The 20,602-nt window shown below is 62.2% G+C and carries 19 protein-coding genes; 7 read left to right on the top strand and 12 right to left on the bottom strand.

Annotation, left to right across the window (positions count from 1 at the left end):
- Position 1 precedes the first annotated feature (1 nt).
- Entirely contained in the window at positions 2–484 is a 483-nt protein-coding gene (locus BUB04_RS13200; protein WP_073040281.1) for a hypothetical protein, read from the top strand.
- A 196-nt stretch (positions 485–680) separates the two neighbouring features.
- Here the strand turns inward: BUB04_RS13200 and BUB04_RS13195 are convergent, their stop codons facing one another.
- The 5 genes from BUB04_RS13195 to BUB04_RS13175 form a co-directional block, all read right to left on the bottom strand.
- Positions 681–1,394 carry an ABC transporter ATP-binding protein gene (locus BUB04_RS13195; RefSeq protein WP_073040279.1) on the bottom strand — a complete coding sequence of 238 codons (714 nt, stop codon included), beginning with the start codon at positions 1,392–1,394 and terminating at the stop codon, positions 681–683.
- 1 nt (position 1,395) lies between these two features.
- The gene (locus BUB04_RS13190; protein WP_073040277.1) at positions 1,396–2,166 is read right to left on the bottom strand and encodes an ABC transporter ATP-binding protein; all 771 of its coding nucleotides are present in this window, start codon (positions 2,164–2,166) and stop codon (positions 1,396–1,398) included.
- Positions 2,163–3,122 (bottom strand): branched-chain amino acid ABC transporter permease, encoded by a 960-nt coding sequence (locus tag BUB04_RS13185; RefSeq protein ID WP_073040313.1) that lies wholly within the window; start codon positions 3,120–3,122, stop codon positions 2,163–2,165. Before BUB04_RS13185 ends, BUB04_RS13190 begins: the two co-directional genes overlap by 4 nt.
- Positions 3,122–4,027, bottom strand: a complete 906-nt coding sequence (locus BUB04_RS13180) for a branched-chain amino acid ABC transporter permease (protein ID WP_073040275.1) — start codon at positions 4,025–4,027, stop codon at positions 3,122–3,124. Before BUB04_RS13180 ends, BUB04_RS13185 begins: the two co-directional genes overlap by 1 nt.
- A gap of 87 nt (positions 4,028–4,114) precedes the next feature.
- Entirely contained in the window at positions 4,115–5,239 is a 1,125-nt protein-coding gene (locus BUB04_RS13175; protein WP_073040274.1) for a branched-chain amino acid ABC transporter substrate-binding protein, read from the bottom strand.
- Between the two features lie 237 nt (positions 5,240–5,476).
- Between BUB04_RS13175 and pruA the strand changes: the two genes are divergently transcribed.
- A complete protein-coding gene (pruA, locus tag BUB04_RS13170) occupies positions 5,477–8,464 on the top strand; it encodes an L-glutamate gamma-semialdehyde dehydrogenase (RefSeq protein ID WP_073040272.1) in 2,988 nt (995 codons plus the stop codon).
- Positions 8,465–8,539: 75 nt separating this feature from the next.
- Here pruA and BUB04_RS13165 read toward each other — a convergent pair whose 3' ends face one another.
- Positions 8,540–8,977: a Smr/MutS family protein gene (locus BUB04_RS13165; protein ID WP_073040270.1), complete on the bottom strand. Its 438-nt coding sequence runs from the start codon at positions 8,975–8,977 to the stop codon at positions 8,540–8,542.
- A 147-nt stretch (positions 8,978–9,124) separates the two neighbouring features.
- On the opposite strand from BUB04_RS13165, the gene BUB04_RS13160 reads away from it, so the two are divergent.
- The 4 genes from BUB04_RS13160 to BUB04_RS13145 all read left to right on the top strand — a co-directional run bounded on the left by BUB04_RS13160 (position 9,125) and on the right by BUB04_RS13145 (position 14,207).
- Complete coding sequence (locus BUB04_RS13160; protein ID WP_073040268.1) at positions 9,125–10,264, top strand: glycosyltransferase; 1,140 nt, start codon at positions 9,125–9,127, stop codon at positions 10,262–10,264.
- Between the two features lie 278 nt (positions 10,265–10,542).
- Positions 10,543–11,517, top strand: a complete 975-nt coding sequence (locus BUB04_RS13155; RefSeq protein WP_073040266.1) for a glycoside hydrolase family 130 protein — start codon at positions 10,543–10,545, stop codon at positions 11,515–11,517.
- Positions 11,518–12,042: 525 nt separating this feature from the next.
- Positions 12,043–14,001, top strand: a complete 1,959-nt coding sequence (locus BUB04_RS13150) for an ASKHA domain-containing protein (protein WP_073040264.1) — start codon at positions 12,043–12,045, stop codon at positions 13,999–14,001.
- Positions 13,998–14,207, top strand: a complete 210-nt coding sequence (locus BUB04_RS13145; protein ID WP_073040263.1) for a hypothetical protein — start codon at positions 13,998–14,000, stop codon at positions 14,205–14,207. Before BUB04_RS13150 ends, BUB04_RS13145 begins: the two co-directional genes overlap by 4 nt.
- Before the next feature lie 11 nt (positions 14,208–14,218).
- Here the strand turns inward: BUB04_RS13145 and BUB04_RS19395 are convergent, their stop codons facing one another.
- The 6 genes from BUB04_RS19395 to BUB04_RS13115 form a co-directional block, all read right to left on the bottom strand.
- Complete coding sequence (locus tag BUB04_RS19395) at positions 14,219–14,485, bottom strand: SPOR domain-containing protein (protein WP_073040261.1); 267 nt, start codon at positions 14,483–14,485, stop codon at positions 14,219–14,221.
- A 707-nt stretch (positions 14,486–15,192) separates the two neighbouring features.
- The gene (locus BUB04_RS13135; protein WP_073040259.1) at positions 15,193–16,380 is read right to left on the bottom strand and encodes a pyridoxal phosphate-dependent aminotransferase; all 1,188 of its coding nucleotides are present in this window, start codon (positions 16,378–16,380) and stop codon (positions 15,193–15,195) included.
- 430 nt (positions 16,381–16,810) lie between these two features.
- Positions 16,811–17,752 carry a radical SAM protein gene (locus tag BUB04_RS13130; protein WP_073040256.1) on the bottom strand — a complete coding sequence of 314 codons (942 nt, stop codon included), beginning with the start codon at positions 17,750–17,752 and terminating at the stop codon, positions 16,811–16,813.
- Entirely contained in the window at positions 17,730–18,359 is a 630-nt protein-coding gene (locus BUB04_RS19065; RefSeq protein ID WP_143156483.1) for a class I SAM-dependent methyltransferase, read from the bottom strand. Before BUB04_RS19065 ends, BUB04_RS13130 begins: the two co-directional genes overlap by 23 nt.
- Before the next feature lie 23 nt (positions 18,360–18,382).
- Entirely contained in the window at positions 18,383–19,186 is an 804-nt protein-coding gene (locus BUB04_RS13120) for an LbetaH domain-containing protein (RefSeq protein WP_073040252.1), read from the bottom strand.
- Between the two features lie 18 nt (positions 19,187–19,204).
- Positions 19,205–19,651 (bottom strand): CoA-binding protein, encoded by a 447-nt coding sequence (locus BUB04_RS13115; protein WP_073040250.1) that lies wholly within the window; start codon positions 19,649–19,651, stop codon positions 19,205–19,207.
- A 239-nt stretch (positions 19,652–19,890) separates the two neighbouring features.
- Between BUB04_RS13115 and BUB04_RS13110 the strand changes: the two genes are divergently transcribed.
- Positions 19,891–20,556, top strand: a complete 666-nt coding sequence (locus BUB04_RS13110; protein ID WP_073040248.1) for a cysteine hydrolase family protein — start codon at positions 19,891–19,893, stop codon at positions 20,554–20,556.
- Positions 20,557–20,602: the final 46 nt, after the last annotated feature.

The raw sequence follows: 20,602 nt of genomic DNA, 5'->3' as shown, positions 1-20,602 counted from the left end.
TATGGAAATCAAGGAAGCCATTCGAGCCGTGTTTCAGGAGCTCATCGTCCCCGAGTTGGACGAGATCCGGCGGGATCAAGCCGAGATGAAGGGGCGTCCGGCCGCGATCGACAAGCGGATGGACGATGTGCATGCGCGGATGGATGATGTGCACGCCCGCTTGGATGACCTACATGCTCGCTTGGATGACGTGCGCGCCCGCTTGGATGATGTGAGCGACCACCTGGTGGATCAGAGCCGCCGGATCGACGAGATCAATGGGCGGATCGATTCCGTTCGCGGGGACCAGGGTCGGCGGATTGATGAGATCAACGGACGAATCGATTCCGTTCGTGAGGAGCTGGGCCGGCGGATCGATGAGACCAACCGGCGGCTGGATCGTCTCTACGAAGTGATCGTGCGGCGCGAAGAACACGATTTGCTGGAACAGCGACTGGCAGCGCTGGAGCGGGATGTGGCGGATCTGAAACAAAGAGTGGCGTGATCGGACAATCTCCTAAACTGAGCGATTTTTTCTTCGGGTGTCTTTTACACCGCGTGATTAGCGGGCGGGGGTAAACCCCGCCCCTACCCAATGGATCCGTGCCCTTTTGTAGGGGCGGGCTTTACGCCCGCCCTTCAGAACCTGTCCATGAGAAAGAATCGTCCAATTCTGGAATCTCCCATTGGACGGCGGCCGATCAACCGCCGCCGCCGAGATAGGCCTTTTGCACGTCCGGGTTGGTCAGAAGCCCCTGGGCGGTATCTTCCAGCACGATGTTTCCCACCTCCAGCACGTAGCCCCGGTGGGCCAGCTTCAGGGCCGCCCGGGCGTTCTGTTCCACCAGCACGATGGTGACCCCGCCCGATTCGTTGATTTCCTTGATGGTCTGAAAGATGGTCTTGACCAGAAGCGGCGCCAGGCCCAGGCTGGGCTCGTCCAGCAGGAGAATCTTGGGGTGGCTCATGAGTCCGCGGGCGATGGCGAGCATCTGCTGTTCCCCGCCGCTCAGGGTGCCGGCCAACTGCCCCCGCCTTTCGGCCAGCACCGGAAAGAGCTCGTAGATCCATTCCTGGGTCTTTCGGATTCGAGTCGTGTCGGTGCAGGTGAAAGCGCCCAAGTTCAGGTTTTCCTGCACGGTGAGGGTTCCGAAGATGCGGCGCCCTTCGGGAACGTGGGCGATGCCCGCTTCCACCACCCGGTGGGGGGGGAGCCTGTGGAGCGAGGTCTTGTTGTAGTAGATGGCGCCCGAGGCGGGCTTCACCAAGCCGCTGATGGTGAGCAGCGTGGTGGATTTGCCCGCCCCGTTGGCTCCCAGGATGGTGACGATCTCCCCTTCCTTCACGTCCAGGTTGATGCCGTGAAGAACTTCGATATTGCCGTACTTGACTCGAAGGTCGACCACTTGGAGCATTTCAGTAATCTTCTTCCGTTCCCAGGTACGCTTCGATGACCCGCGGATCGGCCTGGATCTCCTCCGGGGTTCCTTCGGCGATCTTGGATCCGTATTCCAGCACCACGATGCGTTCGCACACGCGCATCACCAGGCTCATGTCGTGTTCGATCAGAAGGACCGTGATGCCCTGGGCCTGAATCTTTCGAATGAGATGGATGAGCTCGGCGGTTTCCTGTTCGTTCATGCCGCCTGCGGGCTCGTCCAGGATGATGAGCTTGGGTTCCGTGGCCAGGGCCCGGGCCACTTCCAGGAGGCGCTGGTTTCCGTAGGAGAGGTTTTTGGCCTGCTGGAGCGCGTCCTTTTCCAGGCCCACGAAGGCCAGGGCCCGGAGAGCGTTTTCGATAGCCTTCCGCTCTTCACGGCGCTGGCCGGGGGTGCGCAGCATGGCCGCCAGGGCTCCGGCGCGCATGCGGCAGTGGCAACCGGCCAGCACGTTTTCCAGCACGGTGAGGTTCTGGAAGAGTCGGATGGTTTGGAAGGTTCGGCCGATGCCGCGGGCCACGATCTTGTGGGTGCGTTTGCCCACCACCGACTGGTTCTGGAAGAGGATGTCCCCTTGATCGGGGCGGTAGATGCCGGTGATGAGGTTGAAGACGGTGGTCTTTCCTGCGCCGTTGGGGCCGATGAGCCCCATGACGGTCCCCTCTTCCACGTCGAAGGAGACGGAGTTGACAGCCGTGAGCCCCCCGAAGGTCTTGGTCACCCGAGAAAGACTGAGAAGGCCGCTCATGCCGCACCCCCCTGCCCTTCTTCCCGGCCGGGAAGGATGTAGCGGCGCGGCTTGGCCGGCAGGATCCCACCGGTTCGAAAGATCATCATGGCGATCATGGCGGCGCCGAAAACCATCATGCGGGCGTTGGTGAAGCCTCGGAAGACTTCGGGAAGACCGATCACCAGGAACGCTCCCAGAAGCACCCCGGGAATACTCCCCGATCCCCCCAGGATGATCAGGGTGAACATGAGCACGGACTCCCAAAAGCTGAAGGACTCAGGGGAGATGATGGTCATTTTGGCGGCGTAGAGGTTGCCCACCATACCGGCCCAGGCGGCCCCGATGACAAACGCCATGAGCTTGTAGTGGGCCGTATCGATGCCGCTTCCTTCCGCCGCCGTCTCGTCTTCGCGAAGATAATTGAGGGCGCGGCCGAAGCGGGAATTTTCCAAGCGGTGAAAGAAAAAGGCTGTGGCGGCCACGAAAAACCAGATGAGATAGAAAAATTCGTGGGGCTTTCGGATCACGAGCCCGAAAAGGTTCGGGCGGCTGATGCCGAAGATCCCGTTGGCGCCTCCGGTGATGCCGAAGATGTTGTTGATCAGGGCGATGCGAACGATTTCGCCCACGCCGATGGTGACGATGCACAGGTAGTCGCCCCTCAGGTGAATGATGGGCTTGGCCACCAGGAGCGCGAAGATCCCGGCCGTGAGAGCGCACAGGGGCAGGAGCGCCAGCACGGGAATGTGGAACATCGTGTTGAGGATCGCCGCCGTGTAGGCGCCCACCGCGTAGAAAGCCGCGTGTCCCAGGTTGAAAAGCCCGGCGTGTCCCACGATCAGGTTGAGGCTCAGGCCAAGGGCGGCGTACAGGCCGATGTTGTTCAGAACGTCCGTCCAATAGGGATTCAATACCAGGGGACAAAGGGCCAAAACGGCCCCGAGGACAAGATAAGTGAGGGTCCGTTTTTCCATCATACCTTTTCCGCCACTCGTTCACCCAGCAATCCCGTGGGCCGCACAATGAGAATGATGATGAGCACGCCGAAGGCGATGGCATCCTTCCAGGCGATGGAAAGATACGCGGCCCCCAGGGCTTCGATGACCCCGAGAAGGATCCCCCCCACCATGGCGCCCGGGATGTTGCCGATCCCGCCCAGGATCGCCGCGGTGAAGGCCTTGAGTCCGTAGACCCACCCCATGGTGAAGTTGATCTGGCCGTAGTGCAGGCCCACCATGAGCCCCGCCACGCCGCCCAGGGCCGGACCGATGAGAAAGACGAAGAGGATCACCCGGTCCACGTCGATGCCCATGAGGCGCGCGGCGTCCTGATCGATGGCCGCCGCCCGGATGGCCGTGCCGATCCGCGTCTTTTGGATGAAAAAGTAGAGGGCCAGCATCATGACCACGGAGGCGGCGAGGATGAGGATGCGAACGAGCGGAACGTAAAGCCCGAAGATGTTGACGGCGACTTTCGGCAAAATGCCCTGGGGATAGACCTGGAAGCGGGCTCCGTAGATGAGCATGAGGGCGTTGGAAAAGAAGATGGACGCTCCCAGGGCGGAGACCACCGCCGAAAGCCGGGGGGATTGGCGAAGAGGACGGTAGGCCACCCGTTCCAGGAGGGCCCCCACCACGGCCACCAGGCCCATGACCATCACGGCCAGCACCAGCACCCCCGCCGCCGGGGCCAGCCGGTCTGTTAGAGAAAGGGATGTGAGCAGCGTGAGGCCCAGGTACGAGCCGATGGTGAAGAGGTCGCCGTGGGCGAAGTTGATGAGCTTCAGGACGCCGTAGACCATGGTGTAGCCCAGGGCGATGAGCGCGTAGATGCCGCCCACGGCCAACCCGTTGGTCAGTTGTTGAAAAAACTCTTCCATGGGAAGTGGATTCTCTTTTCTTGCGGGAAAGGCATGGGCTCCGGACGGGCCGTCCCCCGTCCGGAGCCGGATGGTTGCGGGTGAGGCTTACGGCTGCAGGATGAAGTTGCCGTCGGCATCCACCTTGTAAACCCGGTAGACTTCGCCCACGCGATCACCCTTTTCGTTGAACGAAAGGGTTCCGGTGAGGCCCGGGAAGTCCTTCATCTTGTTGTGGAGATAATCGGCCAGGGCGTCCGGGTCGGTGGACTTGACGGCTTCGATGGCTGCCGAGATCACGCGGAACCCGTCGCCGGCCAGCACCGCGTAGATGGAGGCGGGCTCATTACCGTACTTCTTCTTGAACTCGGCCAGGAACGCCTTGGCCTCAGGGGTGGGAAGGTCCTTGGGCAACGGAGCGCTCAGAAAATAAAAGCCTTCCGCCGCGTCCTTTCCGGCGATCTTGACCAGGTCCGGATTGTTGGTGGCATCGCCGCCGATGAAAGGCACGGGCCAGTTCATCTCCTTTTTCTGGCGAAGCAGCAGGCCCGCTTCCGGATAGTAGCCGGTGAAGAAGACCACATCCGGGCTGGCTCCCTTCATCTTGGTGAGGATGGCCGTGTAGTCCCGTTCCCCGGGCGTCAGGGCATCGTAGAAGACGATCTCCACACCTTCCTTTTCAAGCAACCCCTTGGCCTCGTCGGCCAGGCCCTTGGCATAGGTGGTGTTGTCATGGAGGATCGCCACCTTCTTGAACCCCAGCTTCTGGATGGTCTGGACCGCCACCCGGCCCTGCTCGTCGTCGCGCGGACAGGTGCGGAAGAAATATTTCAGGCCCTTTTCCGTCAGGCGAATGGCCGTGGAGCCGTTGGCGATCTGGATGATTTTGGACTCGTCGTAGATGTTCTGGGTGGCTTCCGTCACCGACGACCCGTAGGTGCCGATCACGGCCACGATCCCCTGGGTGGCCAAACGCTGGGCCGCCAGAGCCGCCGTCCGCGGATCGCCCCCGTCGTCTTCACTCACCACCTCCACGGTCTTGCCCAAAAGACCGCGCTTGGCATTCAGATCCTCGGCAAGAAGGTCCAGGACCTGCTTCATCTCCTGCCCTTCGCTGGCCCAGGGCCCGGTCATGGGTCCCATGAGGCCGATCTTGACGGAATCGGCGGCCGCCAAGGTCGGCACGCCCGCCAGGAGACACAGTGCCATCAGTGCAATGAACACCCTCTTCATGGAATCCTCCTTGTCCGTTGAGTCCCTGCCTTCGATCCCTGTGTCCTTGTGAAAAAATTATGATACCCTTAAACGAATGGAAAATAGCAGACCGGTCTTCGCACTGTCAACTTGACAGCCCACGGAGGTTCTTCTAGCGTAGCGTGCCATACATTTCATGTGATCAAATAAGATTTGACAAGTCCCGGAAAAGGATGTCGTCCCCGTTCCCGCCGAGGTGACGAAAAGGAGTGGGTCATGAGCAGAGACTTGGAAAAGCGAATCCGCCAGACGGGCCTGTGGCTCTACCAGCTCATCGAAGGAGAAACTCCGTCCATTTTCCGAAAGGATTTCTGGACCGGGAAGGTCATGGAATGGTGCATGCAAAACGAGGCGTTCAAGGTGGAGATGTTTCGCTTCGTGGACGTCTTCCCCTACCTCACCCGGCCCGAATCGGTGGCCAAGCACCTTCAGGAATACTTCTGCCGACCGGATCAGTGTTTTCCCATGGCGCTGCAGTGGGGGCTCCGCCAGCTTTCCCCCACCTCCATGGCCGCCAAGATGGTGGCCAGGAGCATGGCCAAGAACATCGCCAACATGGGCCTCCAGTTCATTGCAGGTGCCGACGCCCGAGAGGCTTTGCCGGTCCTGGAAAAGATGCGCGCTCAAGGTTTGGCCTTTACGGCGGATCTTTTGGGCGAGGCGGTGGTGTCCCGGGAAGAGGAGGAGGCCTACCTGGAGCGCTACCTGGATCTTTTCGACGTGCTGGGGACAGCGGCCCGGAGCTGGAAGGCTCTGGGGGACGGGGCCGGGGATCTGGACTGGGGCTGGGCCCCCAAGCTCAACGTCTCCATCAAGCCTTCCGCCATGTATTCCCAGATGAACGCGTGCGCCTTCGACTATTCGGTGGATCGCGCCAAGGACAGGCTTCGGCCCCTCTTTCGAAAGGCCATGGAGCTGGGCGCCTTCGTGTGTCTGGACATGGAACACACGGCGCTCAAGAACATCACGCTGGCCCTCTACAAGAGCCTCATGGAAGAGCCCGAATTCCGCGGCTATCCCCACACGGGTGTGGTGATTCAAGCCTATCTGCGGGACAGTGAGGCGGATCTTCGCGATCTCATCGACTGGGCCAGGAAGAACAGGCAGCCGTGCACGGTGCGTCTGGTCAAGGGCGCCTATTGGGATGCGGAGGTCATCTGGGCGCGGCAGAATCACTGGCCGGTTCCGGTCTATACCAACAAGTACGATACGGACGCCAACTTCGAAAAACTGGCCCGCCTCCTCATGGAAAACAGCGCCCACGTGGGTTTTGCCTGCGCCTCCCACAACATCCGCAGCCTGGCCTACGTCATTGAGCTTTCCAAGGACCTGAAGGTGCCGGAAGACCGCATCGAATACCAGATCCTTTACGGCATGGCGGAACCGGTGCGCACGGCGCTGAAAAAGGCGGGACTTCCCCTTCGCCTCTACACGCCCATCGGGGAGATGATTCCGGGCATGGCCTACCTGGTGCGGCGTCTTCTGGAAAACACCAGCAACGAATCCTTTTTGAGGCTCAGCTTCTCCGAGGGGGTGTCGCGGGAAGAGCTCCTGCGAAACCCGGTGGAACTGGCCGCGGAGCATCCGGAACCCCAAAGGCCGCCGCGGTCCGCCCCGGAATACGGAGACAAGGGCCCCTTCGTGAACGAACCGCCCTGGGACTGGACCATCGCCGAGGTGCGCCGGACCTTCGAGAGGACTCTGGCCAAACTGCCCAAGGATTTTCCCGTACAGGTTCCTCTGGTCATCAACGGCAAAAAGGTCCGGACCCGCGAGACCTTTTCCTCCACCAATCCCAACCGCACGGATCAGGTGGTGGGCGTGGTGGCGTCAGCCGGTGAGGAGGAAGCCCTTCAGGCGGTGGCGGCCGCCAAGGACGCCTTCGACGCCTGGCGCGACACGCCGCCCCGGGAACGGGCCGAGTATCTTTTCCGGGCCGCTCAGGCGGCCAGGAATCGCCGGTACGAATTGGCCGCTCTCCAAGTCTACGAAGTGGGCAAGAGCTGGAAGGAGGCCGATGCGGATGTATGCGAGGCCATCGACTTTCTGGAGTATTACGGCCGGGAGATGATCCGGCTCGGCACGCCGCGGCGCATGGGCCACGTGCCTGGCGAGGTGAGTCACCTTTTCTATGAACCCCGGGGCGTGACGGCGGTGGTGGCGCCCTGGAACTTTCCCTTCGCCATCTCGGTGGGGATGACCTCGGCCGCCTTGGTCACCGGAAACACGGTGGTTTACAAGCCCGCGTCCCAGTCGCCGGTGATCGGATACTGGGTGTACCGGATCTTCGAAGAAGCGAAGCTTCCCAAGGGGGTGCTCAACTTCCTGCCCGGCCCGGGCGGGAAGATCGGAGACCTCCTGGTGACCCATCCCGACGTGGCCATGATCGCCTTCACGGGAAGCAAGGAAATCGGCCTCCGGATCATCGAGCGGGCCGCCAGGACGCCTTCGGACGCCCAGTTCGTCAAGAACGTGGTGGCCGAAATGGGCGGCAAGAACGCCATCATCATCGATGCGGACGCGGATCTCGATGAGGCGGTGGTGCAGGTGCTCCATTCCGCGTTCGGCTACCAGGGTCAGAAATGTTCCGCCTGTTCGCGCCTCATCGTGCTGGAGGAAAACTACGACAAGCTCCTGGAGCGGCTTCGGGCGGCGGCGGAAAGCCTGGAGCTGGGACCGGTGGAAAATCCGAAGAACGTGATGGGGGCGGTGATCGACGCCCGAGCTCGGGAAAAGATCCTGGAATACATCGAAATCGGAAAGCGGGAGGGCAAGGTGCTGGTGGAGCGGCCCGTGGAGGGAAAAAACGGACACTTCGTTCCGCTGGCCATCTTCACGGAAATTCGCCCCGAGCACCGGCTGGCCCAGGAGGAAATCTTCGGGCCGGTGCTGAGCGTCCTGAAGGTGCGCGATTTCGATGAAGCCCTGGAGGTGGCCAACAGCACCCAGTACGCCCTCACCGGCGCGGTCTTCAGTCGCAGCCCGGAAAACATCGAGAAGGCCCGGCGCCGCTTCCGCGTGGGGAACCTCTACATCAACCGGGGATCCACCGGGGCCATCGTGGAGCGCCATCCCTTCGGAGGATTCAAGATGTCCGGGGTGGGATCCAAGGCGGGAGGCCCCGACTACCTGCTCCAGTTCATGGTGCCGCGAAACGTGGCGGAAAACACCATGCGCCGCGGCTTTGCGCCGAGTGACGAGTGATGAGTGACGAGTGATGGGTGACCCAGAATGCGCTCTGGAGAGCTTCGTTTCGCGTCACTCGTTACACATCACCCATCACTTCAACAAGAGCCAGGCGAGGGCGGCTCCGGCGGCCAGGCCCGCCAGGAATTTGATCCAGAAAGACAATCCGGGGGCGGATTGTGTGGCGCCGGCGCCCTCTTCCCGTTCCCGCCCCGCGTCGGAAGGCGGGGCATCGGCCCCGTGAAGGCGCACCACGGTGGCGCCCCAGGCCCCTCCGTCGCGATCCGCGTCCCGAAAATCGACCACGAGGGGATGCTTCGCCAGGAGGGATCGCACCCGATGCCGAAGCACTCCCCTGCCCTTCCCGTGAATGATGGTGACCTGGCGAAGTCCTTTGGCCGCCGCCTCTTCCAGGTAGTCCCGAACCAGGTCCGCCGCCTCTTCAGGCCGGAAGGTGTGCAGGTCCAGCGTCCCGTCGATGGGAAGATGAACGATGGGGTCGTGCGATTTGGGGGCTCCGCCCTCTTCCATCAAGCTGCCTCCGTACCTAAATTTTAACGAAATCAGACGACAGAAAGGCGCGGTTCATTCTTCCTGGTCACTGCCCCTCTTAATGGAGGTTGTTGCTAATCTCCGGTCGTCTCGGTGGCGGCCCGGGGGGAAGAAGGAGGTTGTGCCATGCGCATTGGGTTCGTCTCCACCTATCCGCCCATTGAATGTGGTATTGCCACCTACACCCAGTATCTTACCGAGGCCCTAAGACGCAAGCACCAGGACTGTTACGTGGTGAGCCATCTGGGGGGCTCAGGCCCCCAGGTGATCCCCGCCTTCGACTACGAAGACGGCGATCTGGGGGATCGGGCCTTTTCCGTGCTCACCCGGTTTACGCCCGATCTGGTCCATATCCAGCATGAATTCGGACTGTTTGGAAAGAATTTCGGCGTGGCCGTGGTTCCGCTGATCCTGCACCTTCGGCTGAGCGGCTTACCCGTGGTCACCACCCTGCACACCGTTTACGACGTGATCCCAGAAAAGCCGAGGATCATCCTGGATTCCATCCTGCTCCATTCCAATCGTGTTGTCGTGCACGAACCCTACCAATTGGAATCGTTGGCTCGGATCTACCCGCCGGAATGGATGGAAAAGGTGTGCGTCATACCCCATGGGGCGCGAATCGTGGAACCGATCCACGAAGCCAAACGGAAGTTGAATCTTCCCCCGGACAAGAAAGTCCTCCTCATGGTGGGCTATTTTCGGCCGTCCAAGAACTTCGAGCTGATCATCGACATCTTTCCCGAAATCCGGCGTCGCTACCGGGACGTGATCCTGGTCATTGCCGGCAAGACCCGAGGCCGGGAATACCTGGATTACCGGAACAGCCTGTTGGAACGGATCCGAAATTCTCCGGAACGCGACGCCATCTACTTCATCCGGGGACAGCTGCCCCAGGAGACCTTCGATACGGTGGTGTCGGCGGCGGACGTGGTGGCGCTGCCTTACAAGATCTCCTCCCAGAGCGGCATTCTGGCTCATGCCCTGGCCTTCGGGCGGCCGGTGGTGGTCAGCGATACGCCGGCCATGGAACAAGCCATGAACCGGTCTGGAGCCGGCTTCGTGTGTCCCACGCCGGAGGACTTTGTCCATGCCATTGGACGCCTGCTTTCCGAACCGAAACTCTGGGACGCCTTCTCCCGGAACGCACGAAGATACGTGCGTGACCAGGTCTCCTGGGACCGTGTGGCGGATCAGCACATGGCGGTCTATGAGAGCCTTCTGGACATTCCCCCGATCGAAACCCACGTGATCCGCGTGGACTGATGCCGGGACCGTGACGAGTAATGAGTGACGAGTAATGAGTGACGAGTAATGAGTGACGAGTAATGAGTGATGGGTAATGGGTGATGGGTAATGGGTGATGGGTAATGGGTGATGGGTGATGGGTCGGGGAATGAGTGGGGTCGCCCCTGGGACGCTCGCCTCTTTTTCGAAGGAGGGTTGGGGGGGGACTCCCCTCCTGGTTGCAGGGTTCCGGTCCGCGAACCGAGCTTCATGATAAGTTTCAGGAACGGAAAACGTCAGAAGGGAGGACTTGCGCGATGGCATCTGCAAAGTTGCATCCTTTTGTGCGTTACCCAAACAACCCGATTCTGACCCGCGACGACATTCCCTATCCGTGCAACACGGTCTTCAATGCAGCGGCCTGTCAATTCGAAGGGCAGTATCTGCTGTTGTTGCGGGTAGAGGACTTCAGCGGAAGGAGCCACCTCACGCTGGCCTGGTCCGAGGATGGAATCCGGTTCCGGGTGGATCCGAAACCGTGGATCACCCCTTCCGAGGATCCGGAGTACGAACCCTACGAGCGTTACGGGGTCGAGGATCCTCGAATCACTCGGATCGGCGATACGTACTACATCGTCTACACGGCGTTCGGACCGTATGGGCCTCGGGTGGCCATCGGGGCCACCACGGACTTCCAGAGGTTTCAGCGGATTGGTCTGGCCACCGAAGTGGACAACAAGGACGGCGCCCTTCTGCCTGAAAAGGTGAACGGGCATTACGTGCTTTTCGACCGGCCGTCCGGTTACGGCGGGCAGTCGGGGAGCATCTGGGTCACCTATTCGCCCGATCTCATCCATTGGGGGCGGGCTCGGGTGGTGCTCAGCCCCGAACCGGGATGGAGCACTTCCAAGCTGGGGATCTGTACGCCTCCCATCCCAACCCCTCATGGCTGGCTGGCGCTGTATCACGGTGTTCGTTTGACGGGTTCCGGTCGTCTGTACCGGGTGGGCGCCATGCTCCTGGACAAGGCAGAACCGCACAAGGTAGTCGGCTATACGCCCCACTTCATTTTCGGGCCCGAGGAGCCCTACGAGCGCACGGGGGACGTGCCCAATGTGGTCTTCCCCTGTGGCGCCGTGGTGGAGCCCGACGGCCGGTTGCGGATCTATTACGGAGCGGCGGATACGTGCATCGCCATGGCCGAGGCCCGTTTGGACGACCTGGTTCAACTCTGCCTGCAGGAGTCCAAACCGGGCGGCACGTCCGGGCAGCCGCATGCCCGACAAGGTTGAACGGTGGTCTGGGCCTGCCTCGGGCCCGGCAGACTTCCCGCAAGCGCCTTACGGCCTCATCGCGGCATTCAACGGCCATTCGTCTTGTGGATTGGTGGCGGTCCGTAGGGGCGAATCATGACTTGCCCCTACACAACACATCCAGGCAGGGTATATGCCATCGGAACCGACTGGACCAAGCTCCCTATCCACGGCCTGAAGTGTGGGGCATAGTCGGCTTGGGTGTCGGGGGAATCCCCCCCAGCCCCCCTTTGGGAAAGGGGGGAGTCGTCCCTCGGGTCCTCGAAGTCATTCCCTCACCCCGCGTGTCTTGATTGCACAAAATATATGCCGTCCCCGGTGAAGACACGCTCACTCATCACTCATCACTCATCACTCATCACTCATCACTCATCACGGCCCCCGGCCTTGTCTCTGCGGACAACGGGTATTATAAGGGATGCGACAATGATTCTGACAGGTATGTGGATCCGGGGGCGAGCTCGGAAGGCCCGATCCTTTCCCTGCACGATTGAGGAGACGCAGATGGCGAATCGCATCAAGGTGACGTTCCAGCCGGAGAATCGGGTGGTGGAAGCCGGCCCGGGGGAGACCCTTCTGGATGTGGCCGCGCTGGCCGGTATCTACATCAACAGCCTTTGTGGAGGCCAGGGGGTGTGCGGCAAGTGCCGGCTCAAGGTCCTTTCCGGGGAGGTGGAGTTTTCCAGTCGGGGTATCGGCTTTCTGGATCGCAAGGAAGTGGACGAAGGGTACGTGCTGGCGTGCCAGAGCACTCTCAAGGACCGGGACGTGGAGGTCTGGATTCCCCCCGAGTCGCGCCGGGAGGAAGAGCAGATCCTCATGGTGGACAACATCGTGCAATACGGGGCGCCCTCTTCCCAGGAAGCCGGGGCGGCGCCGGTGCCCGTGCCCTATTACGAACCCTTGTGCCACAAGGTCTTCCTGAAGCTTCCGGAGCCCACCCTGAAGGACAACCTGTCCGATCTCGAGCGCATCTATCGCGCATTGGCTCAAAAGTTTCCTGATGTGAAGTGGGAGGCGGACTTTGCCTGCCTTAGGAATCTGGCCCGCCTTCTTCGCGACAACCATTGGGAAGTGACCGCTCTGGTGCATGCGTTGGATTCCCACTGCCACCATGTGCGCTCTCTGGAGCCCGGCGACACGACCCGGAACGCCTACGGTGTGGCCGTCGATGTGGGGACCACCACGATCGTGGCGCAACTGGTGGATCTCAAGAGCAGCCAGGTGGTGGGAGTGGAAGCGAGCCACAACCAGCAGGCCCGCTACGGGGAGGACGTCATTTCCCGAATGATCTACGCGTGCGGCCACGGCGGTCTGGACCCGCTCAAAAACGCCGTGGTGACCACCATCAACACCTTGGTCAATTCCCTGGTGGCGGGCGCCGGCATCCAGCACACGGACATCATCTCGTTCGTGGCCGCGGGCAACACCACCATGACCCACCTGTTGCTGGGCCTGGAGCCCTGCACCATCCGTCTGGAACCCTACATTCCCACGGCCACGCGCATTCCCTGGGCTCGGGCCGCCGAGGTGGGGCTCACGGGCCACCCGGACGCCCTGCTCCACTGCATGCCGTGCGTCAGCAGCTACGTGGGCGGGGACATCACGGCGGGTGTTCTGGCCTGCGGCATGAACGACAGCCCCCAGCTGAGCGCCCTCATCGACATCGGCACCAACGGTGAGATCGTGGTGGGCAACAATGAATGGCTTGTGTGCTGCTCCGCCTCGGCGGGTCCCGCTTTCGAAGGCGGCGGAACCAAGTGCGGTATGCGGGCCACCAAGGGGGCCGTGCAAAAGGTGCGCATCCGCGGGGATCGACTGGAGATCCAGACCATCGGCGGAGGCAAGGCGCGCGGGATCTGCGGATCGGGCCTCATCGACTGCATGGCCGAGCTGGTGGCCGAAGGCATCATCGATCAAAGCGGCAAGTTCGTCCGGCTGGATCACCCCCGGGTGCGGGAAGTGGACGGGGTGCCGGAATTCGTCCTGGCGAAAGAGACGGAGAGCGAAACGGGAGAGCCGGTGGTCATCACGGAAGATGACATCGGCAACCTCATGAAAAGCAAGGCGGCGGTCCTGGCCGCCATGAAGGTGCTTCTGGAAAGCCTGGGACTTCGGTTTTCCGATTTGGATCGCCTCTACGTGGCGGGCGGCTTCGGCGCCCATCTGGACATCGAAAAATCCATCCGCATCGGTTTGCTTCCGGACGTTCCCCGGGAGAAGGTTTTGTTCATCGGAAACAGTTCGTTGGGGGGCGCCCGGCAGGCCCTTCTTTCCACCCATGCCTACAGGAAGGCCAATGCCATCGCCCGTCAGATGACCTATTTTGAGTTGAGCGTTCATCCGGGTTTCATGGATGAATTTGTGGCGGCGCTCTTTCTGCCCCATACGGACCAGAGTCTCTTCCCGTCCGTGCAGGAGGCGCTGAAGAATCGCCAAAGAGAGGAGGCCCTGTTGAAATGACGGATCGGTGCCGGTTTCATCCGGAGCGGGAGGCGGTGGTGCGATGCGAGAAATATCTTTACGGGTATTGCCGGGAGTGCGTGGACGCGTGTGATGCGTGTACCGATCCCGAGCTCTATTGCCGTCATCGGCAGGCGTGCATGATCTGGGAACTGTGTCGGCGGGAGATCAAGAAACGCCGTCGGGCCGCCTGTGGCGGCGCCTGAAAGGCGGCCTTCTACGGGGCCTTGTCGAGCTTGATCACCATGGGTTGAGTCTTTTCCAGGGCGGCGATCTTGTCCGCCGCCTTGCGGGCTTCCTCTTCAGACGGCATGGGGTTCAGCCTCACCAGGTAGAGACGGCCCAGCGACTTGTGCCGGAACGGCCTCACTTGGATCTGAAACCCCCTCTCCTTGAGCCGCCGCGAGATTCTTTCGGCGTTTTCCATTCGGCTGAAGGCCCCCACTTGGACCACATAGACCGGCTTTTGCGAGGTCGGCGTCACGGCGGGCGCCTGGGGACTTGATGGCTCCCGGGCGGCCTGTTCGGCGGAGGATGCCCCCTTCTCTCCTGGGACGGACGTTGCCGATTCCGTCGGTTGCCCGGATGCCTCCGGGGGCGCCTCGTTTCCTGCAGAGACCGGCTTTCCCGGCTGTTTCCCGGCAACGGATGCCGGTTTGGGTTCCTGTTCTTGTTGCACCTCAGGAGGTGAGCTTGCGGTTCCCGAAGGCACGACGGTCGGGGACCGATCACTTGGTGACGGCTGCTCCGCTTCCGTTTCCGAGCCTTGATCTCCCGGTTGGGATCCCAAGGGCAGCACGCGGGGCTCCGGTAGCGCCGTTTTGGGCACCTCCTTCAAGAGCCTTTGCTTGCTGGACGGCTCTCCCGTCTCTTGAGGAGGCTGCGCGTTGTGCTTCCAGAGAAGCGATAAGAGGAGGGCGAAAACGATACCCAGGGACAGGGCGAGAAAGACTCTGCCCAGAAGGGCGCGCGGGACACTGGACCGGCTGGATTTCCCGCCCTGCGGTTGAGGCCTTAGGGGTTTCCTCTGCATGGCGCCTCTCCTTGTATTTTCGCCATCGCCGGGGTGAAAGGCACGAACCTCACCTCACCCCGGCGGCACTCGCCTCTTGGTATCGCTTCCCCGTCGAGGTGTCAAACGGCAACAAAGCCCCGAGGGCATGGGGCGGCTTTCCCGCCCCTGAAGCTCTCCTAAGCCTTCCGGGCCTTTTCCAGGGCTCGGGCAAAGCCCGGCAGGGCCCCTTCGATGGTGCGGTCGTCCACACAGTAGGCCAGGCGGAAGTGTCCCGGACCGCCGAAACCGCTTCCCGGCACCGCCAGGATGTTCTCTTCCTGAAGGATCCTCACGAAAGCCACATCGTCGGCCACCGGGCTTCGTGGAAAGAGGTAGAAGGCGCCTGGGGGTTCGATCAGATCGTAGCCCGCTTCCTTGAGGGCCCCGTAGAGGCGGTCTCGCTTGGCTCGATAGATGCCCACGTCCACCGATTCCTCCAGCAGGTCCGGGAGGATCCACTGCATGAGAGCCGGGGCGTTCACAAAGCCCAGGATCCGGTTGGCCAGCACCATGGCCCCCATGACGGCCTGCCCGTCCCGGGCTTCCGGGTGCAGGACGGCGTAGCCGATGCGCTCGCCGGGAAGGGACAGGTCCTTGGAAAAGGACGTGACCACAAGAGAATTTTCGTAGGCCTGGAAGACGGAAGGAACCGGATCGTCCGTGTAGACGATCTTGCGATAGGGTTCGTCGGAAACGAGAAAGATCGCCCGGCCCGCCAGGCGACTCTTTCGCCGCAGGATCTCTCCCAGGGCCTTCAGGGAATCGGCGTCGTAGATCTGGCCCGTGGGGTTGTTGGGCGAATTGATGAGCACCACCTTGGTCTTGAGGCCGATGGCCGCCTCCAGGGCGTCCAGATCCAGCTTGAAATCACTTTGCGTGGGAACGGTCCGAAGCACGCCCCCATGATTTTCGGCGTAGAAGCCGTACTCCACGAAAAAGGGCGCCGGGACCACCACCTCGTCCCCGGGGTCCAGCAGGGCTTTCAGCACGATGTTGAGGGCTCCGGCGGCTCCGCAGGTCATCACCACATGATCGGCCGTGAGCGGGACGCCGTGTTCCCGGCTGAGATATTCCGCCAGCCGTTCGCGGGTTGCGGGAAGGCCGGCGTTGGGCATGTAGCTGTGGATGGACCCGTCCGGTTTGTCGATGATCGCCTGGAGCTTTTCCTTGACCGAAGGCGGCGGGGGAACGTTGGGATTTCCCAGGCTGAAATCGAACACGTTTTCGGCTCCGTGGAGGCTTTTGAGACGCGCCCCCTCCTCGAACATCTTGCGGATCCAGGAGGCCCTTTCCATGTAGTTTCGCATGCGGTGAGCGATGGTCATCTTGCCGGCTCCTTCGAAGGATGTCGGTTGTGATGGTTCCGGTTGGGAGGGCCCCTTGCCTTCCGGATCGGAGGGCCCTCGGGACGTCTTTGCTGTGCTACCAGAATCGCGGCCGTTCAGCAAGCCGGTCCTGCGGGGTTCCCCTGGGGCAGGAGCTAGTCGTCTGAATTGGACGGTTCTTTCTCATGGACAGGTCCTGAAGGGCGGGCGTAAAGCCCGCCCCTACAAAAAGCCCCGGACCCATTGGGTAGGGGCGGGGTTTATCCCCGCCCGCTAATCACGAGGTGTAAGAGACACCCGAAGAAAAAATCGCTCAGTTTAGGAGTCGGAAAATGAGCATTCGGCCTGCGGCCATGACCGTTGGAATGGATGAAAGATGGCGCCGAATCCTCCGTCGATGCGGGACGGAGGGGCGAAGGATCATACGCCCCTACGGGTTCCCGGCCTGCAAAGGCGGCTCTTCTTCCTTTGGCGCTTCCTGCCGAGCCCACACCAGGGGATAGAGCCTCTCGTGGGTCGTGTCCAGGCGGGTCAGCCCGGCTTCCCGGGCCGCCTGTTGGGCCGCGCGGTATTCGTCTTCCGTGAGGGGCCGGTTGAGAGGCGGGTGCTTTCGGGCCTGGTGGCAGGGGCGAAAATGGCCCATGAGGTTCACGTGGGTGTGCGCAGGTAGATGGGAGGCGATCCATCGGAGGACGGCCCGCGTTTCTTCTTCAAATCCCGGAAGCACCAGGTGTCTTATGAGGAGTCCCCTCCGGGCGAGACCGCTTTCGTCCACCACCAGATCCCCCACCTGGCTATGCATCTCCAGCAAGGCTCGGCATGCCGCCTCGGGGTAGTCCCGAACGCCGGACAGGCGCTGCGCCACGGAGGGGGACACGTATTTCAGGTCCGCAAGGTAGATGTCGACCCATCCTTCCAAGTCCCTAAGGACGGGCACTCTTTCGTATCCCGACGTGTTGTAGACGATGGGAACCGCGAGTCCTCGGGCCCGCGCCGTCCGGATCCCCTGCACCACGTGGGGAAGAAACTGCGTGGGCGTGATCAGGTTGATGTTGTGGCAGCCGTCCCGCTGGAGCTCGAGCATGAGGTCGGCCAGGCGCTCGACGGTGGTGTCCGTCCCCTCCCCTTTCCAGCTCATCTCCGCCGTCTGGCAGTAGACGCAGCGCAGGGTGCAATGGGAAAAGAAGATGGCTCCCGAGCCCCCCTCCCCCACCAGCACCTCTTCCTCGCCGTAGTGGGGCATGGCGTCGTGGATGCGCAGAACGGCGCCCGCGCCGCAAAAGCCCTTCTCGCCCCGCGTTCGGTCCACCCGGCAGCGGTGCGGGCACAATTCGCAGGCCGTGTAGGTCTCAAGGCTTACCGCTTCGACCATGGTCGTTTCGGGCCTCCTCGTGGGAAAGGCGGCGGTAGAGGTGAAGTGTCTCTCGCTCCCATCGAAGCGCCTGCTCGCACCGGAACCCGCGGGGGGGAAAATGGGGACCGTAGATGAGGAGCCTTCCGTGCCAGCCGGGCGGCACCAGTCGGTGAAGCTCCGCGGGAGGCTTGTCGGGGTAGAGGTACAGGCAGTCGGCGTGGTGGGGCCGAAGCCGGGTGTAGTCGGCACAGACGAAAAGTGCGGGGTGAGGCAGGGAGAGCGACCGGGCGTTGGCGGTCGCCTCCCGGCACAGGTCCGGGTCGGCTTCGATGCCCACCGCCGTGGTGAAGAGGGCCGCGCAGCAGACCGCCAGGCCGTCCCCGCTTCCCAGGTCGCAGAAAAGCCGGCAGGTCTCCAGGTTCAGCCGGCGGAAGAAAAAGAGGAGGGCGTCCGGATCGGAGGCCGCCCAGGCCCCCTTGGGTGTCATCTTGTAGGGCCCCTCGTCCCCGAATCGTTCCCGGTGACGGGACCTGAAGTGGGTCGAAATCTTCCGCCCCGGCTCCTCGTTTTGCACGGCCGCCGAGTCCGCTCCCTGAGTCGCCGTCTGGGTTTTCCTTTGGTTCAATCGCCTGTCCGTCACCTTTTCCATCAACGGATGACGGTTCGGGCCGGATGGTAGCCCGCACGGACGGACAGGACCGGACAGACCAGGCACCGCCGGCCCAGGATGGTGCCGGGATTGGTCACGGCGTTGCAGCCGATTTCCGTGCCGTCGCCGATGACGGCCCCCAGCTTGCGTCGCCCCGTGTCCAGCACGCCCTCCCCGGTCCGGATCCGGATGGAATCGCCCTTGATCTTCAGGTTGGCCAGCTTGGTACCGGCTCCCAGGTTCACGTCGTTTCCCAGGATGCTGTCTCCGATGTAGGCGAAATGGCCCGCCTTGGCTCCGTCCAGAAAGATACTGGATTTAACTTCCGTGGTGTGGCCCACCACGCAACGGTCCCCGATCAGGCAGGTGCCCCGGATGTAGGCTCCCTGGCGCACTTCCGTGTGGCTGCCGATGAGGGTCGGGCCCTTGATGAGCGCGCCCGGTTCCACCACGGATCCGCGGCCGATCTGGATATGGGGGTCCATGAGGACGCAGCCGGCGTACAGAATGGTGGCCTCGGTGGTTTCCGTGCCCCGGATCCGCACCCTCAAGGTACCCTTGCAGGCGTCGCCTCCCAGGATTTCGAAGCCGTCGAACCAGACCTTCTCGTCCCAGAGGACCACGGTCTTGGGAAGGGGCGCTCCGAAGGAGCCCACGGCCGTCACGTTGGAATTTAGGTGGTCGGCCAGATAGTCCTTGAGGCGGGACAGGGCCTCCCATACGTTTTCGTCCTCTCGAAAGAGGGCCCGGTGGGCGAATCGGGTCAGATCGAAAAGTTCCGATGCCGGTATGATCTGGGCCATGGAATGCGGTCTCCTCTCCTACTCTTTTCGGCCATCGCCCAACAGGCGATGGTGTTCCACCTTGGTGCACTTGTTCATCACCACCTTGAGGCCCGCGGCCCGCGCCTTTTCCGCCGATTCATTGTGGGCCAGCCCCAGCTGCATCCACACGCAGCCGGCTCCCACCCGGATCGCTTCGTCCACGATGCCGGGGATGGCCTCGATGTTTCGGAAGATGTCCACGATGTCGATCTTCATCGGCACGGAGGCCAAATCCGGATAGCAGGGCTCCCCCAGGACCTCCTTGTACTTGGGATTTACGGGGATGAGGGTGTAGCCTTGCTCCTTGAGGTACTTGGCCACCTTGTGGCTGTCCCGGTGTTCCTTGTGAGAGATGCCCACCACGGCGATGGTCTTGGCGCTTCTCAGGATCTCCGCGATTTCGGGATCGTTGGGGTTTTCCCTGGGCAGTTCGCAATCGATCATGGCGTCCCTCCCTTTTCGGAGTCAAGAGACGGTACGAGCCGCGGCCTTTTCTCCTTTGTACTGAAAGACCTTATGCCAATCCGCGACCGAAGGTCAACCGGGACCGCCGGTTCGCCATGCCGTCGCGGCCACCGAAGGGCCGGTGGCCGACGGGGCCCGTAACGGATAGGATAAGAGCCGGGGATCTCGGTGGGCACCGAGGAACGGGGTATTTTCTCGCTTCGGGAAAGGAGGAAGAGATGGGTAAGGAATGGGTTCGAACGGCGATCGTCTTGGCGGTGCTTCTTTCGGGGATGGGCGCTGCTCCGGTGGGAGCGGACGGCCCGGCGTCAGAAAAAGGCCTCATCGTGGATCTCTGGAACCGGGTGGTTGCCCCGGAGCCGGTGGCCTTGGAACGGGTCTCGCTCCCCGCCTCGGAAACGGCCCTTCTGATGCTCGACTTTCAGTACCAGAATTGCAACGATGAGCGGCGTCCCCGCTGCGTGGCGAGCCTGCCTGCCGTGAAGGGCCTGCTGGAGAGGGCCCGCAAGGCCGGCGTCCTGGTGGTCTATACCCTGACTCCCAGGGGAACGCCGGCAGACGTCCGAAAGGAAGTGGCTCGGGAGCCGTCCGAACCCTTGGTGGCGTCCGGGCCGGATAAGTTCATCCGAACGGATCTGGAAAAAATCCTTTCCGAGCGCGGTATCAAGACGGTGGTGCCGGTGGGGACCGCGGCGCACGGAGCGGTGCTCCATACCGCCGCCGGGGCGGTCTTTCGCGGCTTTCGAGCCGTGGTGCCGGTGGACGGCATGAGCGCCGAATCGCTCTACGCGGAACAGTACACCGCCTGGCATCTCACCCATGCCCCCGTGGTGCGGAACAACACCACGCTCACCCGCCTCGACTGGATCACCTTCAGTCCCTAAACAAAAAGCCCATCGGGCGGTAGCCCGATGGGTCCTTTCCGTCGCG

The organism is Desulfacinum infernum DSM 9756 (genome assembly GCF_900129305.1).
Classification (GTDB): Bacteria; Desulfobacterota; Syntrophobacteria; order Syntrophobacterales; family DSM-9756; genus Desulfacinum; species Desulfacinum infernum.
This window is presented reverse-complemented; position numbering and strand designations above follow the sequence as displayed.

Coding starts and splice junctions, on each gene's coding strand:
- BUB04_RS13200 (WP_073040281.1), top strand. CDS start 2: ATGGAAATCAAGGAAGCCATTCGAGCCGTGTTTCAGGAGCTCATCGTC.
- BUB04_RS13195 (WP_073040279.1), bottom strand. CDS start 1,394: ATGCTCCAAGTGGTCGACCTTCGAGTCAAGTACGGCAATATCGAAGTT.
- BUB04_RS13190 (WP_073040277.1), bottom strand. CDS start 2,166: ATGAGCGGCCTTCTCAGTCTTTCTCGGGTGACCAAGACCTTCGGGGGG.
- BUB04_RS13185 (WP_073040313.1), bottom strand. CDS start 3,122: ATGGAAAAACGGACCCTCACTTATCTTGTCCTCGGGGCCGTTTTGGCC.
- BUB04_RS13180 (WP_073040275.1), bottom strand. CDS start 4,027: ATGGAAGAGTTTTTTCAACAACTGACCAACGGGTTGGCCGTGGGCGGC.
- BUB04_RS13175 (WP_073040274.1), bottom strand. CDS start 5,239: ATGAAGAGGGTGTTCATTGCACTGATGGCACTGTGTCTCCTGGCGGGC.
- pruA (WP_073040272.1), top strand. CDS start 5,477: ATGAGCAGAGACTTGGAAAAGCGAATCCGCCAGACGGGCCTGTGGCTC.
- BUB04_RS13165 (WP_073040270.1), bottom strand. CDS start 8,977: ATGGAAGAGGGCGGAGCCCCCAAATCGCACGACCCCATCGTTCATCTT.
- BUB04_RS13160 (WP_073040268.1), top strand. CDS start 9,125: ATGCGCATTGGGTTCGTCTCCACCTATCCGCCCATTGAATGTGGTATT.
- BUB04_RS13155 (WP_073040266.1), top strand. CDS start 10,543: ATGGCATCTGCAAAGTTGCATCCTTTTGTGCGTTACCCAAACAACCCG.
- BUB04_RS13150 (WP_073040264.1), top strand. CDS start 12,043: ATGGCGAATCGCATCAAGGTGACGTTCCAGCCGGAGAATCGGGTGGTG.
- BUB04_RS13145 (WP_073040263.1), top strand. CDS start 13,998: ATGACGGATCGGTGCCGGTTTCATCCGGAGCGGGAGGCGGTGGTGCGA.
- BUB04_RS13135 (WP_073040259.1), bottom strand. CDS start 16,380: ATGACCATCGCTCACCGCATGCGAAACTACATGGAAAGGGCCTCCTGG.
- BUB04_RS13130 (WP_073040256.1), bottom strand. CDS start 17,752: ATGGTCGAAGCGGTAAGCCTTGAGACCTACACGGCCTGCGAATTGTGC.
- BUB04_RS13120 (WP_073040252.1), bottom strand. CDS start 19,186: ATGGCCCAGATCATACCGGCATCGGAACTTTTCGATCTGACCCGATTC.
- BUB04_RS13115 (WP_073040250.1), bottom strand. CDS start 19,651: ATGATCGATTGCGAACTGCCCAGGGAAAACCCCAACGATCCCGAAATC.
- BUB04_RS13110 (WP_073040248.1), top strand. CDS start 19,891: ATGGGTAAGGAATGGGTTCGAACGGCGATCGTCTTGGCGGTGCTTCTT.